This window comes from Streptomyces sp. NPDC006743 (assembly GCF_040703815.1).
Lineage (GTDB): Bacteria > Actinomycetota > Actinomycetes > Streptomycetales > Streptomycetaceae > Streptomyces.
In genome coordinates this window covers 48,304-63,892 of the sequence record NZ_JBEYJA010000009.1, presented here as the reverse complement: position 1 = coordinate 63,892, position 15,589 = coordinate 48,304, and the positions used below count along the sequence as shown (strand labels likewise).

14 protein-coding genes and 1 pseudogene are annotated in these 15,589 nt (G+C 72.7%); 6 read left to right on the top strand and 9 right to left on the bottom strand.

All coding sequences use genetic code 11. The annotated features are described in order from the left end of the window. Nucleotides 1–112: 112 nt before the first annotated feature. From ABZ719_RS10555 to ABZ719_RS10535, 5 genes and pseudogenes are all read right to left on the bottom strand, one after another. On the bottom strand, nt 113–1,948 hold the full coding sequence (locus ABZ719_RS10555) for a glycoside hydrolase family 18 chitinase (protein WP_366724826.1): 1,836 nt from the start codon (nt 1,946–1,948) through the stop codon (nt 113–115). Nucleotides 1,949–1,975: 27 nt separating this feature from the next. Next, a pseudogene (locus ABZ719_RS10550) lies at nt 1,976–2,221 on the bottom strand (hypothetical protein); the annotation flags it as partial. Between the two features lie 249 nt (nt 2,222–2,470). Continuing rightward, nucleotides 2,471–3,043 carry a cob(I)yrinic acid a,c-diamide adenosyltransferase gene (locus ABZ719_RS10545; RefSeq protein ID WP_366724825.1) on the bottom strand — a complete coding sequence of 191 codons (573 nt, stop codon included), beginning with the start codon at nt 3,041–3,043 and terminating at the stop codon, nt 2,471–2,473. A gap of 204 nt (nt 3,044–3,247) precedes the next feature. After that, a complete protein-coding gene (locus tag ABZ719_RS10540) occupies nt 3,248–3,997 on the bottom strand; it encodes an ABC transporter permease (RefSeq protein WP_366724824.1) in 750 nt (249 codons plus the stop codon). Nucleotides 3,998–4,016: 19 nt separating this feature from the next. Beyond that, nucleotides 4,017–4,808, bottom strand: coding sequence for an ATP-binding cassette domain-containing protein (locus tag ABZ719_RS10535; protein ID WP_366724823.1), 792 nt, complete (start codon nt 4,806–4,808; stop codon nt 4,017–4,019). A gap of 91 nt (nt 4,809–4,899) precedes the next feature. Between ABZ719_RS10535 and ABZ719_RS10530 the strand changes: the two genes are divergently transcribed. From ABZ719_RS10530 to ABZ719_RS10515, 4 genes are all read left to right on the top strand, one after another. Further along, on the top strand, nt 4,900–5,541 hold the full coding sequence (locus ABZ719_RS10530) for a TetR/AcrR family transcriptional regulator (protein WP_366724822.1): 642 nt from the start codon (nt 4,900–4,902) through the stop codon (nt 5,539–5,541). A 219-nt stretch (nt 5,542–5,760) separates the two neighbouring features. Then, entirely contained in the window at nt 5,761–6,609 is an 849-nt protein-coding gene (locus ABZ719_RS10525; protein WP_366724821.1) for a 3-hydroxyacyl-CoA dehydrogenase family protein, read from the top strand. 148 nt (nt 6,610–6,757) lie between these two features. Further along, nucleotides 6,758–7,081 carry an STAS domain-containing protein gene (locus ABZ719_RS10520; protein ID WP_037851779.1) on the top strand — a complete coding sequence of 108 codons (324 nt, stop codon included), beginning with the start codon at nt 6,758–6,760 and terminating at the stop codon, nt 7,079–7,081. A 385-nt stretch (nt 7,082–7,466) separates the two neighbouring features. Next, on the top strand, nt 7,467–10,124 hold the full coding sequence (locus ABZ719_RS10515) for an ATP-binding protein (protein ID WP_366724820.1): 2,658 nt from the start codon (nt 7,467–7,469) through the stop codon (nt 10,122–10,124). A gap of 216 nt (nt 10,125–10,340) precedes the next feature. On the opposite strand, the gene nucS is transcribed toward ABZ719_RS10515, so the two are convergent. Further along, nucleotides 10,341–11,012, bottom strand: a complete 672-nt coding sequence (gene nucS / locus ABZ719_RS10510) for an endonuclease NucS (protein ID WP_037851774.1) — start codon at nt 11,010–11,012, stop codon at nt 10,341–10,343. 299 nt (nt 11,013–11,311) lie between these two features. Between nucS and ABZ719_RS10505 the strand changes: the two genes are divergently transcribed. Beyond that, nucleotides 11,312–11,704 (top strand): SCO5389 family protein, encoded by a 393-nt coding sequence (locus ABZ719_RS10505; RefSeq protein ID WP_355900354.1) that lies wholly within the window; start codon nt 11,312–11,314, stop codon nt 11,702–11,704. A 163-nt stretch (nt 11,705–11,867) separates the two neighbouring features. On the opposite strand, the gene ABZ719_RS10500 is transcribed toward ABZ719_RS10505, so the two are convergent. Further along, nucleotides 11,868–12,896, bottom strand: a complete 1,029-nt coding sequence (locus tag ABZ719_RS10500; protein ID WP_366724819.1) for an LLM class flavin-dependent oxidoreductase — start codon at nt 12,894–12,896, stop codon at nt 11,868–11,870. Between the two features lie 233 nt (nt 12,897–13,129). On the opposite strand from ABZ719_RS10500, the gene ABZ719_RS10495 reads away from it, so the two are divergent. Next, a complete protein-coding gene (locus ABZ719_RS10495) occupies nt 13,130–13,462 on the top strand; it encodes an ATP/GTP-binding protein (RefSeq protein WP_366724818.1) in 333 nt (110 codons plus the stop codon). 43 nt (nt 13,463–13,505) lie between these two features. Here ABZ719_RS10495 and ABZ719_RS10490 read toward each other — a convergent pair whose 3' ends face one another. Both ABZ719_RS10490 and ABZ719_RS10485 read right to left on the bottom strand, forming a co-directional pair. Then, entirely contained in the window at nt 13,506–14,384 is an 879-nt protein-coding gene (locus ABZ719_RS10490) for an ABC transporter permease (RefSeq protein WP_366724817.1), read from the bottom strand. Further along, complete coding sequence (locus ABZ719_RS10485) at nt 14,381–15,559, bottom strand: ABC transporter ATP-binding protein (RefSeq protein WP_366724816.1); 1,179 nt, start codon at nt 15,557–15,559, stop codon at nt 14,381–14,383. The genes ABZ719_RS10490 and ABZ719_RS10485 overlap by 4 nt, the downstream gene beginning before the upstream one ends. Between the last annotated feature and the right edge of the window lie 30 nt (nt 15,560–15,589).

The following is a 15,589-nucleotide window of genomic DNA, read 5'->3' as shown; positions in this document are numbered from 1 at the left end:
CCCGGCTCGTCCGGCCCACGGGCCCCGGCTCTGCTGTGGCCCCTGCGCGTGAAGAAGCTCCCCCGGTCCGCCGACCGGGGGAGCTTCGGTGTTTCAGGGGAGCGGACGGTCCTTACGACAGGCCGCTGCTGAGGGCGCTCACCAGTTCACCGTTGCTGGTGTCACCGCTGAACTCCCAGAAGAAGGCGCCGCCGAGGCCCTGGCTGTTGGCCCAGGCCATCTTCGACTTGATGGTCGACGGGGTGTCGTAGGACCACCAGTTGCTGCCGCAGTGCGCGTACGCGGTGCCGGCGACGGTGCCGGTGACGGGGCAGCTGTTCTTGAGGACCTTGTAGTCCTCGATGCCCGCCTCGTAGGTGCCGGGTGCCGCTCCGGTCGCCGTGCCGCCCGGGGCGTCCTGGGTGACGCCGGTCCAGCCGCGGCCGTAGAAGCCGATGCCGAGCAGCAGCTTCTTCGCGGGCACGCCCTGGGCCTTGAACTTGGCCATGGCGTCGGCCGTGTCGAAGCCGTCCTTGGGGATGCCGGAGTACGAGGTGAGCGGGGAGTGCGGGGCCGTCGGGCCCTTCGCGTCCCAGGCGCCGAAGAAGTCGTACGTCATCACGTTGTACCAGTCGACGTACTGCGAGGCGCCCGCGTAGTCGGTGAGGTCGATCTTGCCGCCGGCCGAGCCGTCCGCGGTGACGGCGGCGGTGACCAGCTCCTTGCCGAACTTGGCGCGCAGCGCGGACATCAGGCCCTTGAAGGCCGCCGGTCCGCTGGTGTCGCAGGTCAGACCGCAGGCGTTCGGGTATTCCCAGTCGATGTCGATGCCGTCGAAGACGTCGGCCCAGCGCGGGTCGTGCACCAGGTCGTAGCAGGACTGGGCGAAGGCCGCCGGGTTCTTGGCCGCGTCACCGAAGCCGCCGGACCAGGTCCAGCCGCCGAAGGACCAGATCACCTTGATGTTCGGGTACTTGGCCTTCAGCTCGCGCAGCTGGTTGAAGTTGCCGCGCAGCGGCTGGTCCCAGGTGTCGGCGACGCCGCTGACGGCCTGGTCGGCGGTGAACGCCTTGTCGTAGTCGGCGTAGGAGTCGCCGATCGCGCACTTGCCGCCGGTGACGTTGCCGAAGGCGTAGTTGATGTGCGTGATCTTGGACGCGGAGCCGGACGTCACCAGGTTCTTGACGTTGTAGTTGCGTCCGTAGATGCCCCACTCGGTGAAGTAGCCGAGCTTGACCTTGTCGCCGGTGGGCGGGGTGGTGGTGCCGCCGCCGGTGGTGTGCACGGCGACCGAGCCGCTGACCGGACCGGTCTGGTCGGCGGTGTCGCGGGCCTGCACGGTGTAGGAGTAGTCGGTGCCGGCGGTCAGACCGTTGTCGGTGTAGGACGTGGTCGTGACGGTGGCGACCTTCTTGCCGTCGCGCAGGACGTCGTAGTTCTTGACGCCCTTGTCGTCGGTGGCGGCGCCCCAGGAGAGCTTGACCGAGGTGTCGGTGACGCCGGAGGCGGTGGGGGTGCCCGGCGCGGAGGGCGGGTTGTCGCCGGGGACGCTCGGGCCGCCGTCGCAGCTGCCGCCGTTGAGCGTACAGCCCGAGGGCGAGCCGGAGCCGGTGCCGTTGTAGCCGAAGGTGACCGAGGCGCCGGGGGCGATGGAGCCGTTCCAGCCGACGTTCTTGGCGGTCCAGTGGTTGCCGGAGTTGGTGACCGTGGCGTCCCAGGCGGAGGTGACCTTGGTGTCGGAGGGGTAGTCCCACTCCACGGTCCAGGAGCTGATCGCCGAGGTGCCGGTGTTCTTGACGGTCCACGATCCGCCGAAGCCGCTGCCCCAGTCACCGGTCTTGGTGAAGGTGGCGGTGGCGGTGGCCGCCGCGTCGGCGGCGGCCTGGGCGTGGCCCGAGATGCCGACGATTCCGGCGAGGGGGAGCACGAGGGTCGCCAGCCCCGCCGCGGCTCTGTGTCTGAAGCGCATGCGCGCCTCCTTGTCGGGGGAAGAATGTCAGGGGCATGACTGAGCCTTCACGCCCCGCGGTGCTGCGAGAGTAGAAAGGTCTGGACCATAGGTCAATAGGTCTGGACCAATGCACCGCCGCTTCCCCTGGCTCTCCAACTCCTGCGCCGGCGCGGCGGATTGCGCGCGACCGCGCGGCTCCAGCTTGCCCAGCACACGGCTGACGTGGGTCTTCACGGTGGCCTCCGCCCTCTCCGGGCGGAGCGCGATCTCGGCGCCGGACGGGCCTTCGCCTGTCTCGTGCGAGGAGGCCCGGCGTTCACGGGGGGAAGCGCATCCCATGCCGGCGACGCGGAGCACCGCCACACCGGTTTCCCAGGGTGCGGAGCGGCCCGACGGCCGGCCCGGCGGAGCCGGGGGGCACGAAAACGCGTACCGCGGGCGGCAGCAGGACCGGCCGGCGGCCGGTCCACAGTGCGACCGGCTCGCCGGCCGTCCGCATGCCCCCGGGGACGGACCCGGGGGACGAGGAGGGAGTGCCGGTCAGCGCTCCCCGCCCGGCACCCACAGCACGTCGCCGTTCTCCTTGTTCGCCGTCCGGGCGAGGATGAACAGGAGGTCCGAGAGCCGGTTGAGGTAGGTCGCGGTGAGCGGGTTCATCGTCTCGCCGTGCACCTCCAGCGCGGCCCAGGTGGACCGCTCGGCCCGCCGCACGACCGTGCAGGCCTGGTGCAGCAGGGCCGCGCCCGGGGTGCCGCCGGGGAGGATGAACGAGCGCAGCTTCTCCAGCTCGGCGTTGAAGCGGTCGCAGTCCGCCTCCAGCCGGTCGACGTAGAACTGCTCGACCCGCAGCGGGGGGAACTCGGGGTTCTCCGCCACCGGCGTGGACAGGTCCGCGCCCACGTCGAACAGGTCGTTCTGCACGCGGGTGAGGACCTTGACCGTCTCCGCGTCGAGGCCGCCCAGCGCGATGGCGGTGCCGATCACGGCGTTCGCCTCGTTGGCGTCGGCGTACGCCGAGATCCGCGGGTCGGTCTTGGCGACCCGGCTCATGTCGCCGAGGGCGGTGGTGCCCTTGTCCCCGGTCCTGGTGTAGATGCGTGTCAGATTGACCATGGCACCAGCGTAGTGAGAGCTGCGGACAGAAAGGGAGCCCGATCAGCTGCGGCGTCCGGAGCGTCCGGCGCGTCCGGTGCTTGCGGTGCCTGCGATCGCAAGGCGTCGGAAGGTCCTTGTGGCGGAGCTGTCAGGGCCTTTCGGCGACGCCGCGAGCGTGCGCGCCGGGTGTCGCGAGCCGGGCGCCCCTTTTGTTCGCAGTTCTCAGGCCCCGGCCGTGCGGAAGACCCGGGTGCCCGCGGTCACGGCCAGCGCGGCGAAGGCGACGGCGACCAGGGCGCCGTACAGCATGTGCGCGCTGGTGTACGCGCCGACGTAGGCGTCGCGCACCGCGTCCACCAGATAGCGGAACGGGACGAAGTGCGAGAGCACGTCGAGCCAGGCCGGTGCCAGGGTCATCGGGAGCATCAGGCCGGACAGCAGCATCGACGGCATCGACACGGCGTTGATCATCGGACCGAACTGCTGCGGGGTGGAGACCTTCATCGCGATCGCGTAGGACAGCGAGGCGAGCGCGAGGGTGAGCAGGGCGACGAACACGAAGCCGATGAGGATGCCGGCCAGCGGCGCGCGCAGTCCCATCACGAGGGCGGCCAGCACCAGCAGCACCGCCTGGAAGACGAAGACGGTGGCGTCGCGCAGTACCCGGCCCAGGAGCAGCGCGAGGCGGCTGACGGGGGTCACCCGCATCCGCTCCACCACGCCCTGGCCCTTCTCGATGATGATCGAGAAGCCCGCGAACAGGGCGCCGAACAGCCCCAGTTGGAGCAGCAGTCCGGGGACGAGCACCTGCCAGGAACTGCCGCCGCCGCCCAGCGGGAGACCGGTGAGCAGCGGCCCGAAGAAGAGCAGGTAGAGCAGGGGCGTCAGCACCCCGAAGAGGAGCGCGAAGCGCGAGCGCAGGGACTGCCGCAGGTAGCGGCCGTAGATGAGGGCCGTGTCGTGGAGAAGCATCGGGGTCCTTGAGAAAGGTCTAGACGGCGACGGGTGCGGTGTCGGCGGCCGGGGCGGGGCCGCGGCCGGTGATGGCGAGGAAGGTGTCCTGGAGGGTGGCGTCCGGCGAGCCGCCGTACTCCAGCTTGAGCGCGCTCGGTGTGCCCTCCGCCGCGACCACGCCCTGGTCGACGACGACCAGCCGGTCGGAGAGGGCGTCCGCCTCGTCGAGGTAGTGGGTGGTCAGGAAGACGGTCGTGCCCTGTTCGTCGCGCAGCCGGCGCACCAGGTCCCACAGGTCGGCGCGGCTGCCGGGGTCCAGGCCCGTGGTCGGCTCGTCCAGGAAGAGCACGCGCGGGCGGTGGGTGAGGGCCATCGCGATGTCCAGCCGGCGGCGCTGGCCCCCGGAGAGCGCGGACGTCTTGCGGTCGAACAGGTCGGTGAGGTCCAGCTCGCGCGCCAGTTCCGCGGCCCGCTCGACGGCCCGGGACCTCGGCAGCCGGTACATCCGGCCCTGGGTGACCAGTTCCTCGCGGACGGTGATCTGGCCGTCGACCCCGCCGGACTGGGCGACGTAGCCGCAGGCGAGGCGCACCCCGACCGGGTCGCCGGCCAGGTCGCAGCCCGCGACGGTGGCGGCGCCGCCGGTGGGGGGCAGCAGGGTCGTGAGCATCCGCAGGGTGGTCGTCTTGCCCGCCCCGTTGGGGCCGAGGAAGCCCAGGATCTCGCCCTCGCGGACGGTGAGGTCGATGCCGCGCACGGCCTGCACCGGGCCGCGCCTGGTCTGGAAGGTGCGGGCCAGTCCGGCCGCGCTGATGACTTCTGCTGTCATGCCGCCAGAAAAACAGAGACTCTTAAAATTTGCAACGTCCCCAAAATTTCAGAGACCCTAAGAAGGTTGGCGGGAAGGCTAGGATTCCTCCATGGCAGAGGGGCTCAGGGAGCGGAAGAAGCGGCAGACCAGGCAGTACATCTCGGACGTCGCCACGGGCCTGTTCGTCGAGCGCGGATTCGACGCCGTGACGGTCGCGGAGATCGCCGACGCGGCGAACGTCTCCGTCAACACCGTCTACAACTACTTCCCCGCCAAGGAGGACCTCTTCCTCGACCGCTCCAGCGGGGTGGTCGACCGGCTCGCCCGCTGGGTGCGCGGCCGGGACCCGGGGGAGTCCGCCGCCCGGGCCGTGCTGCGCGAACTGCGCGCGGAGGTCGAGGCCGTCTCGCCGCGCATCGGGCTGTTCCCCGGCTACGCCCCCTTCATGCGGGTGATCGAGGCCGCCCCCGCACTGCGCTCCCGGCTCTGGGCCCTCGGGCAGGACGTGCAGGCCACCTTGGAGCAGGCCCTGCGGGAGGAGACCGGCGCGACGGACGAGGATCCGCTGCCGGGCCTGATGGCCGGTCAGATCGCCTGGCTGCACGGCACCGTCATGGCCTCCGTCGGCCGCGAGATGCTCAGGGAGCGCCCGCCGCAGGAGGTGTCCCGGGAGGTGCTCGGCCTCCTCGACGACATGGAGGACCTGTTGAGCGAGAAGGTCCTCAACTACGCCGTCCGGGGCGCGCAGTGACCCCTCCCGGTGTGATGTCCGTCAATTGAGACGTGACGCGCGTTACTTACCGGTCACACAGCGCCGCGCGGGCGCTAGTGTCCGCCGAGAGGCATACGCAAAGAGCGTGAAAGCCGTCCAACAGCCGCGCGCGCCGCGCGCAGGCGCCTGTGCGGCCGTTCACCGGCGGTGGGCCCTCAGCAGTCGTTCACCAGTGGTCGTTCACATAGGGGAGTCTCAGTGGCACGGAAGCTCGCCGTCATCGGAGCCGGTCTCATGGGATCGGGCATCGCCCAGGTCTCGGCGCAGGCGGGCTGGGACGTCGTCCTGCGGGACGTCACCGACGAGGCACTCAGGCGTGGCACCGACGGCATCAAGGCCTCCTACGACAAGTTCGTGAGCAAGGGCAAGCTCGCCGCCGAGGACGCCGAGGCGGCGCTCGCCCGCATCACCACCACCACCGACCTGGACGCCGCCGCCGACGCGGACGTCGTCGTCGAAGCCGTCTTCGAGAAGCTCGACGTCAAGCACGAGATCTTCCGCACGCTCGACAAGCTGGTGCGCGAGGACACGGTGCTGGCCTCCAACACCTCCGCCATCCCGATCACCAAGATCGCGGCCGTGACGGAGCGCCCCGAGCGCGTCGTCGGCGCGCACTTCTTCTCGCCCGTGCCGATGATGCAGCTCGTCGAACTCGTCCGCGGCTACAAGACCAGCGACGAAGCCCTCGCCACCGCGCGGGAGTTCGCCGAGTCCGTCGGCAAGACCTGCATCGTCGTCAACCGCGACGTGGCCGGCTTCGTCACCACCCGGCTCATCACCGCCCTCGTCGTCGAGGCGACCAAGCTGTACGAGTCGGGCGTCGCCACCGCCGACGACATCGACCTGGCCTGCAAACTCGGCTTCGGCCACGCCATGGGCCCGCTCGCCACCGCCGACCTCACCGGCGTCGACATCCTGCTGCACGCCGCCGGCAACATCTACACCGAGACCCAGGACGAGAAGTTCGCCCCGCCGGAGCTGATGCGCCGGATGGTTGACGCCGGTGACATCGGGCGCAAGAGCGGGCAGGGCTTCTACAAGCACTGAGACCGCCGCGGGGGCGCCGGCATCACCCTCCGGGGTGAATTCGGTATCGGTTCGCACACAGACAGCAACCGCACCGCCGCACAAGCAGTCAGACGTTGCACAGTCAACCGTCACACGGAGCACGCCACCGCATTCACGGGGAGCGCATATGTACATCAGGGGCGACCACGCCGAGGTGGTCGTCGGGGGCCGCCTCGACGTCCGCACCGCGGCGGACGCCCGTACGGTCCTGCACTCGGCCGTGGACGACGGCGCCGGGGACCTGGTCCTCGACCTGTCCGGGCTCGACTCCTGGGACGCCACCGGCCTCGGCGTGATCATGGGCGCCCACCGGCGCGCCGGCCGCTGCGGCCGGCGGCTGGTGCTGCGCGGCGTGCCGGCCCAGATGCAGCGCCTGCTCGTAGCCACCCGGCTGCACCGCATCCTCGCCATCGAGGGTGGCATCGGCGTGGAGTCCCTGCCCCGCGTGTGACCGCCGCGCCCCGTCCTGTCCTCCGCGCCCCACGACGGCCTCCCGCCCGGCGGCGGCCTCCCCTCCCGCGCGGCCTCCCGCCCGGCGAGGTTTCCCGCCCCGCGCGGCCTGCCGTCCCGCTGCGGGAGGCCACGCGCGAAGACCCGGGCGGACGGCACGGAACCGTACGTCGCACGCAATCCTCACGAGACCGTGATGTCTCGGGCCGGGCGGCACCCCGGGCTGTCGTGGATACTGTGCGAAGGTTTAGGGTTCGGTCGCCCGCTGCCTCGCAACCCTCGAGCGGGCCCGGACCAGAAGCGACAGCGCGGAGTGCGGCACACGGCCGGGAGGGCTGGAACAGCAGCACACGACGCCTCTGGGGGGCTTGGAACCTATGGAACCCATGGACCCGAACGTCCGGGAGCCCGAGGACATGGGCCATGACGGCGACGGCCACGCGCCGGACCGGCGCCCGCCCAGGGAACCCCTCGCCGCCGACTTCCCGCCGTCCGCCGCCGCACCGGCCCGCACGGCGCAGCTCGTCACCGGTGACTTCCTGATCACCGTCAACCCCGTCGACGGCAGCGAGATCGAGGTCTGCCCGCCCGGGCGGCTCCCCGGCCCGCCGCCCAGGCACACACCGGCCGCACGCGCCGACGCCGACCGCGCCGCCACCCCGCCCGTCCCGCCCGGCCCGGCCCCGTCCCCCGAGCCCCTGCTGGAGCGCCACGACGAACGCGAGCGGCTGGTACGACTGCTCGCCCGCGGCCGTTCCGTCCGCCTGACCGGGCCCGGCGGCTCCGGCCGCACCAGCCTCCTCGACCTCGTCGCCCAGGACTGCGCGGCCCTCGCCCCCGACGGCGTCGTCCGTCTCGACGGCCACCGCCGCACCGCCGGCGACCTGCTGCACGACCTCTTCCACGCCGTGTACGGCGCGCCCGGGCACCGCCCCGGCCGCGACGAACTCCTCGACCACGTCCGTGAGATCGGCGCCGTCGTCGTCCTCGACGACCTCGAGTTCGGCGGCGCCGCGCTGGACGAACTGCTCGACGCCACCCCCGAGTGCGCCTTCCTCGTCGCCGCCACGCCCGACGTGCCCGCGCCCTCCCCCGACTCCGCCCTCGAAGAGGTCTTCCTCGGCGGCCTCGACCGCGCCGCCGGAGCCGAACTCATCGAGCGCGGCGTCGGCCGGGTCCTCACCGAGGAGGAGGCCAACTGGGCCGGTGACCTCTGGTTCGAGTCCGAGGGCCTGCCGCTGCGCTTCGTCCAGGCCGGCGCCCTGCTGCGCCAGCGCGACCGGCTGCGGGCCGGCACCAGCGCCGTGGAGGAGTTCGGCGTCTTCGCCGACGCCCCGCCCCCCGGCACCGTCCTCGACGGCGGCGACGGCGACGACGTCCCCCTGCCCTCGCTCGGCGAGGCCGCCGCCCCCGCCCCGCTGCTCGCCTCCCGGCTCAGCGCCTCCGCCCGCGCCACCCTGCGCTTCGCCGTCGCGCTCGGCGGCGAGGTGCCCCACCAGGCCCACCTGCCCGCCCTGGTCGGCGACACCCACGCCGACGCCGCGCTCGGGGAACTGGCGAGCTGCGGGCTGGTCTCCCCGGTCGGCGGCCGCTACCGGCTCGCCGCCGGAGTCCTCACCCAGCTGGAGGCCGCCGGATACGCCGAGGACGCCGAGGAGCAGGCCCGTGCGGCCGCCCGGCACTACGCCTGGTGGGCCGGCCACCCCTCGGTGACGCCCGAGCGGGTCACCGCCGAGGCGGACGCCGTCCTCGCCGCGCTGGCCGTGCTCGTGCCGCTCACCACGCCGCCCGGCGAGGACGAGGACGAGGGGAGCACCGCCGTCCGGCTCGCCCGGGCCGCCGCGCCCGCGTTCGCCGCCGGGCTGGCCTGGGGCGCCTGGGAACGCGCGCTGCGCTTCGGCACCGAGGCCTCCCGGCTGGCCGGCGAGGTCGCCGAACAGGCCTACTTCCACCATGAACTCGGCATCCTCGCGCTCTGCGGTGGCCTGCTGGACCGGGCCCGCGCCGAGCTGGAGGCCTCCATCGGCCTGCGCGGAGCCCTCTCCGACCGGCGCGGCACCGTCGCGGGACGCCGTGCGCTCGCCCTGGTCGCGGACCGCTCCGGCACCGCGCCCGGCGTCGGCACCGCGCCCGGTGCCTCGGCGGCCCTGGAGGCGGCGGGGGAGGAGTGGCCGGGCGGCCGCGGCGAGGAGCCCGTGCCCCCGCCCGCCCCCGTGCCCTTCCCGGCGCTCCGGGCAGCGGCCGACGAGCCCCCCGGCACGCTGGTCACCTACCAGCCCTCCACCGCGGGTACGCCCATCACGTCCCCGTCCTCGTCGCCGGCGGCCCCGGCCAGGCACCGGGCCCGCCTGAAGCACTTCGCCCGGCGCAACCTCGTGGCGGTGGGCGCGGGTGCGCTGCTCGCGGCCGTCCTCGGCACGGTGGTGACGCTCGGCGCCACCTCCCACAACGACGCCGACGACCCCTCCGGCCAGGTCGGCGGCAACCCGTCCGCGAGCCAGGGCACCGACGACGACGGCGCGGACACCGGCGTCCCGCAGGACGGTGGCGGAAGCGGGGGCGGCCCGGGCACCGGCGCCGGGACCGTCGCCGACACCGGTGGGGCTACCAGCCGTCCCACGGATCCGGGTCCCGACGGCACCTACGGCACGTCGGACGACCCGACGCCGCCCGCGGGGCCGGGCGAGCCCTCGCCGGGCGCCAGTTCCCCGGCGGCCACGGGCGGCGGGAAGGGCGGAAGCAGCGCGCCGGCACCGTCCGGGCCGGCGAGCACGCCGGGTTCGCCCGACCCGTCGCACACGAGGCCGACGAGCAAGCCCACGGGCGATCCCACCGGGCCGACCGATGCGCCGTCGACTCCGTCCACACCGACCGACCCGTCCACGCCGCCCCCGCCGGACCCGACCGAGTCCTCGACCCTGAGCCCGTCCAGCTCGGACTCGGCCAGTGGCCCCGCCCCCTCCGGCGTCCCCGGCTCCGCCGGCAGCTCGGCCGCCGCCCCCGAGAGCGGCGCCGCGGACACCCCGCAGGGCAAGGTGATCTGAGCAGCGGCCCGCGCAGGGCACATGCGGAGGGGCTCGGTCCGGTACAGAAACCGGACCGGGCCCCCTTCCCGCGGCGCCGCACGGCGCAGGCCGCCTCGGCACGGCGCTTGCCTCAGCCCCGCCACCGCCTCGGAACAGCCGTCGCCTCAGAACAGCCGGCGCCTCAGAACAGCGTCCGGCCTCAGAACAGCCGGCGCCTCAGAACAGCGTCCGGCCTCAGAACAGCCGCAGCTTGTCGTCCTCGATGCCGCGCAGGGCGTCGTAGTCCAGCACCTGGCAGCCGATGCCCCGGTCGGTCGCGAGGACCCGGGCCTGCGGCTTGATCTCCTGCGCGGCGAAGACGCCCCGCACCGGGGCGAGGTGCGGATCGCGGTTCAACAGCTCCAGGTAGCGGGTGAGTTGCTCCACCCCGTCGATCTCGCCGCGCCGCTTGATCTCGACCGCGACGGTCTGCCCGGAGCCGTCCCGGCACAGGATGTCCACCGGACCGATGGCCGTCATGTACTCGCGCCGGATGAGCGTGTAGCCCTCGCCGAGGGTCTCGATGCGGTCGGCGAGCAGTTCCTGGAGGTGCGCTTCCACGCCGTCCTTGATCAGCCCCGGGTCCACGCCGAGTTCGTGCGAGGAGTCGTGGAGGATCTCCTCCATCGTGATGATGAGCTTCTCGCCCGCCTTGTTGACGACGGTCCAGACGCCTTCCTCCTCGCCCGTGCCCTCCTTCAGCGTGCACGGCGGCGACATCCAGTTCAGGGGCTTGTAGGCACGGTCGTCCGCATGGATCGAGACGCTGCCGTCGGCCTTGACCAGGATGAGACGGGGTGCCGACGGGAGGTGGGCGGTGAGCCGGCCCGCGTAGTCGACGGAGCACCGGGCGATGACGAGACGCATGGTCGGCAACGCTACTCGACGCACCGTGCCGGACGCGATTCGCCCGTCCCGCTCCGCTCGCGTCCGACCGGTGCCTCGCGGGGGAGCGCCCCATTAGTCCCTGGATCACCCGTGTTCACTCGTGGCCGATAGTGTGCCCAACTCGACCAGCCGGTACGCGCGTTCGCCTGGTAACGCCTCGTTTCGTTGCCTACCGTAGGAACGGGAGGTCGCGAAGTGTGTACTCACCGTGTTCGGTATCGCGAACTCCCTCATCTGTCCGGCAACCCCTGCTGGTCGGGGGTGCGAGAGGAGAACCCATGTCGCTCGACGTCTCACCGGCCCTACTCGAACAGGCCGAGCGAGGCGAGGTCGACGAAGCTGCCTTCGTCGACTGCGTCCGGACCTCCCTGCCCTACGCGTGGGAGATGATCAGCTCCCTGGTGGCCCAGCTGAAGGTGGACGGCGGAGAATTCGCCGACAACCAGACGCCCCCGCCGGACGAGCAGGCACGCGGTCAGCTGCTGCGTGCGCTCGCGAGTGATGCCATACGCGGCGCGCTGCAGCGGCACTTCGGTGTGCGGCTGGCTTTCCAGAACTGCCACCGGGTCGCGGTGTTCCCGCTGGACGCCTCGGCCGACGAGCGGCTGGCCCGTTTCACGTCGGTGCGCAGTCAGCTGCTCAACCAGTCGCCGGAACTCAGGGACTGCTGAGGGGGGCAGGGTCTTCCGTCCGGATCAGGCCGGATCGGGGTGCGGTGCAAGGCCCCCCGAGCCCGGTGTGACCCGGAGGGGAGGCCCTGGTCATCGGCTTGCCGCCCCGCCCGCGGGAGGTGCATTCGGGCCCGGGGCGGCAGGTCTTCCGACGCCGGCACGGTCAGCTCAGCCGGGGGAGCACCTCGGTGCCGAGGCGTCGTACGTTCTCCTCCGTCGCGGCCAGGTCGCCGGAGCCCTCGACGAGCAGCGCGAAGCGGGTGATGCCGGTGCGCTCGGCGGTGGCCGCGAGCCGGTCGGCGCACAGCTGCGGCGTGCCCACCGGGTGCAGGCCGCACAGCAGCTCGGTGTAGGCCAGCGGGTCACGCATGCGGCGGCTGCGGCCGTCCACCGTGACATGGGCGTCCAGTCCTTGTTTCAGCCAGCCCGGCATCGCCTTCAGCAGGGTCTCCTCCGCGTCCGCGCGCCGGTCCGCGATCTGGCAGACCCCGGCCGACACATGGGCCGCGTCCCGGACCGTGTCGTCCGGGTGCCCGGCGGACCGCGCGCCGCGCTGCCACAGCGCGATCATCTCGGCCTTCTCCTCGTCGCCCACGTGCATCCCGAGCAGCATCGGCAGCCCGCGCTCGGCGGCCAGCCGGACGCTCGCCGGGGAGGTGCAGGCGACGACGACCTCGGGTCCCGGGACGTCGGTCAGCGCCTCGGCGGGGCGGGGCACGACGGCGACCTCCCGGAAACCGAACCGGTCGCCGCGGGCCGAAACCGACGGCTCGCGCAGCCAGCGCACCAGCAGATCGAGTGATTCCGGGAACCCCGTCTCGTACGCGGCGAGGCCCGTCCCGAAGACCTCCAGGTCCACCCAGGGGCCGCCCCGGCCCACGCCCAGCGAGAACCGGCCACCGCTCGTCACGTGCAGCAGGGCGGCCTGCTCGCCGAGCGCGACCGGGTGGGCGGTGGGCAGCACGCTCACCGCCGTCCCCACCCGCAGGCGGCGGGTGCGGCCGAGCAGCAGCGCGGCCAGGGTGACGGCCGACGGGCACGTCCCGTACGGTACGAAGTGGTGCTCGGCCAGCCAGACCGCGTCCAGGCCGGCCTCCTCGCTGACCTCGGCCGTACGGACCGCGCGGTGCAGCGCCTCTCCCTGGCCCTGCCCGGGGAACTGCGCCGCCAACACGAAACTTCCTACGCGCATCGCTTCTTCCTGCTTCCTCGGCTCCGACGCGGCGCTCCCCCACCGGGCATAACCGGCCGACACGTGCCGAGGACACGGCCTGGCGGAGGGATTTCCGGATTGTCTGCGGAATTGACCGTTCCGGAGGGTGACTTGGGCGGTTCGGCGGGGAATCCGGTTCGTTGCGCCTGCGCCCGGCGCCGCCGCGTACGCTGGAGGGACCCCGTCCTTCCGCAGAACCGGTGAGGTGTCCCGTGTCCCCGCGTCGCAACCGTCCCAAGGGTCCTGGCTCGTCCGGCCGGAGCGCGGAGGACGACGCGGCGAGCCGCTACGGCGGCTGGCAGTCCAGCGAGAGCTGGCAGGGCGAGGAGTGGAGCGTGCGCCATGTCGCCGGTGCCAACGCGCAGGGCAAGACGTACCGCTGCCCGGGGTGCGACCAGCTGATCGGCTCGGGCGTCCCGCACGTGGTGGCCTGGCCGGAGTACGCCGGGGTGGACGACCGCCGGCACTGGCACAAGGCCTGCTGGAACGCGAAGGACCGCCGCACCACACGGGTGCAGCGGTCCAGGAACGCGCCGCGGTTCTGAGACCCGGGACCCCGCGGGCGCACGGCCCCCGGTTCCGCGGGTCCTACACGTCCCGCTCCCGCAGCAGCGCCCAGGCGCCCGCGCCGACCACCGCGGTCACACCCAGCAGGATCCACAGCGGGTCCCAGCCGGACGGCCCGGACTCGCCGAGCGAGGTGGAGTAGAACACGCTGAGCTGGTTCGGGATCGAGTACTCGAACAGGGCGGTGCGCACGTTCTCCAGCGACCGCGCGAACATGAACAGCGCGATGACCAGCGGGGCGAGCACGAGGCCGATCATGATGGTGATGCCGGCCGCCGAGTGCCGCAGGATCGAGCCGATCAGCAGCGAGAGCAGGCCCAGCAGAGCCAGGTAGAGGCTGACGCCGACCGTCGCCTTGAACCACTCGGCGCCGCTCGGCTGGCGGACCGGACCGTCGCCCGCGAGCATCGCCATCTGCGCGAAGGCGACGAGCGCGGTGCACACCAGCGTGATCGTGAAGGTGAGCAGGAAGAACACCAGCGCCTTGGCCGCCAGCACCCGGCCGCGGGTCGGGCAGGCCGTCATGGTGGTCCGGATCATGCCGGTGCCGTACTCGGACGAGGTGGTCAGCACCCCGAGCGTGATCACGCAGATGCTGCCCAGCAGCACGCCGATGAAGCCCAGCACCAGCGGGTGCGACTCGTTGGAGACGTCCGCCGAGGAGGACACGGTCACCACGCCGACCAGCAGCCCGACCCCGACCACGATCAGGACGAAGACCCCCAGCGTCCACATCGTGGAGCGCACCGACCTGATCTTGGTCCACTCCGAGGCGAGGGCGTGTCCCAGGTGCGTACGGACGACGGGGATCGGCGAGGTGTAACCGGGGGCGGAAGCGGCGGATGCGGCCTGCCAGGAGGGCTGCGCGGCCTGCGGCATGGGCGTCTGCGGCGTGCTCATCGGGCGTCCTCGGACTTGGTGACGTCTGCTGCGGGGGCGGCCGGCGCGGCGGGCGCGGCCTGTGCGTACGGGTTGGGCGCGCCCGCGCCGGCGGCGCCGTACGGCTGGGGCTGCGCGCCGTAGGGACCGGCGGCGCCCGCGGCGGGCTGCGCCTGGGGCGGCGGCGGGGCGTACCAGCCGGGCTGGCCCTGGCCGGGCACCGGCAGGGGCGGCTGGACACCGGGCGGCAGCGGCTGCATCAGACCGGCCTTCTCGTCGGTCGTCGAGCGGTAGTCCACCACCGACTGCGTCATCCGCATGTACGCCTCCTCCAGCGAGGCCTGGTGCGGCGACAGCTCCCACAGCCGTACGCCCGCCTCGTGCGCGAGGTCGCTGATGCGCGGCAGCGTCAGTCCCGTCACCCGCAGCGCGCCGTTCTGCTCGGGCAGCACCTGCCCGCCGGCCTCGGTCAGCGCGGAGGTCAGCTTCTCGCGCTGCTGCGGCTCGGTGTCGGGGGTGCGGACCCGGGCGAAGTCCGCGGAGTTGGCGGAGATGAAGTCCGTCACGCTCATGTCCGCGAGCAGTTGTCCGCGCCCGATCACGATCAGGTGGTCGGCGGTCAGCGCCATCTCGCTCATCAGGTGCGAGGAGACGAAGACCGTACGGCCCTCGGCGGCCAGCGACTTCATCAGGTTGCGCACCCAGAGGATGCCCTCGGGGTCGAGGCCGTTGACCGGCTCGTCGAACAGCAGCACCTGCGGGTCGCCCAGCAGCGCCGCCGCGATGCCGAGCCGCTGCCCCATGCCGAGCGAGAAGCCCTTCGAGCGCCGGCGGGCCACTTCCTGCAGACCGACGACCCCCAGCACCTCGTCGACGCGGCGGGGCGGGATGCCCGACAGCTGGGCCAGGGACAGCAGGTGGTTGCGGGCGCTGCGGCCGCCGTGCACCGCCTTGGCGTCCAGCAGGGCGCCTACCTGGCGCGGGGCGTTGGGCAGCCGGCGGTAGGGGTAACCGCCGATCGTCACCGTGCCCGCGGTGGGGTTGTCCAGGCCCAGGATCATCCGCATGGTCGTCGACTTGCCCGAGCCGTTCGGCCCGAGGAAGCCGGTCACGGCGCCGGGCCGCACCCGGAAGGAGAGGTTGTTCACGGCGGTCTTGGCGCCGTAGCGCTTGGTCAGGCCGACTGCCTCGATCATGCTCCGGTCCCATCGGAAGGTAGCCGTCCC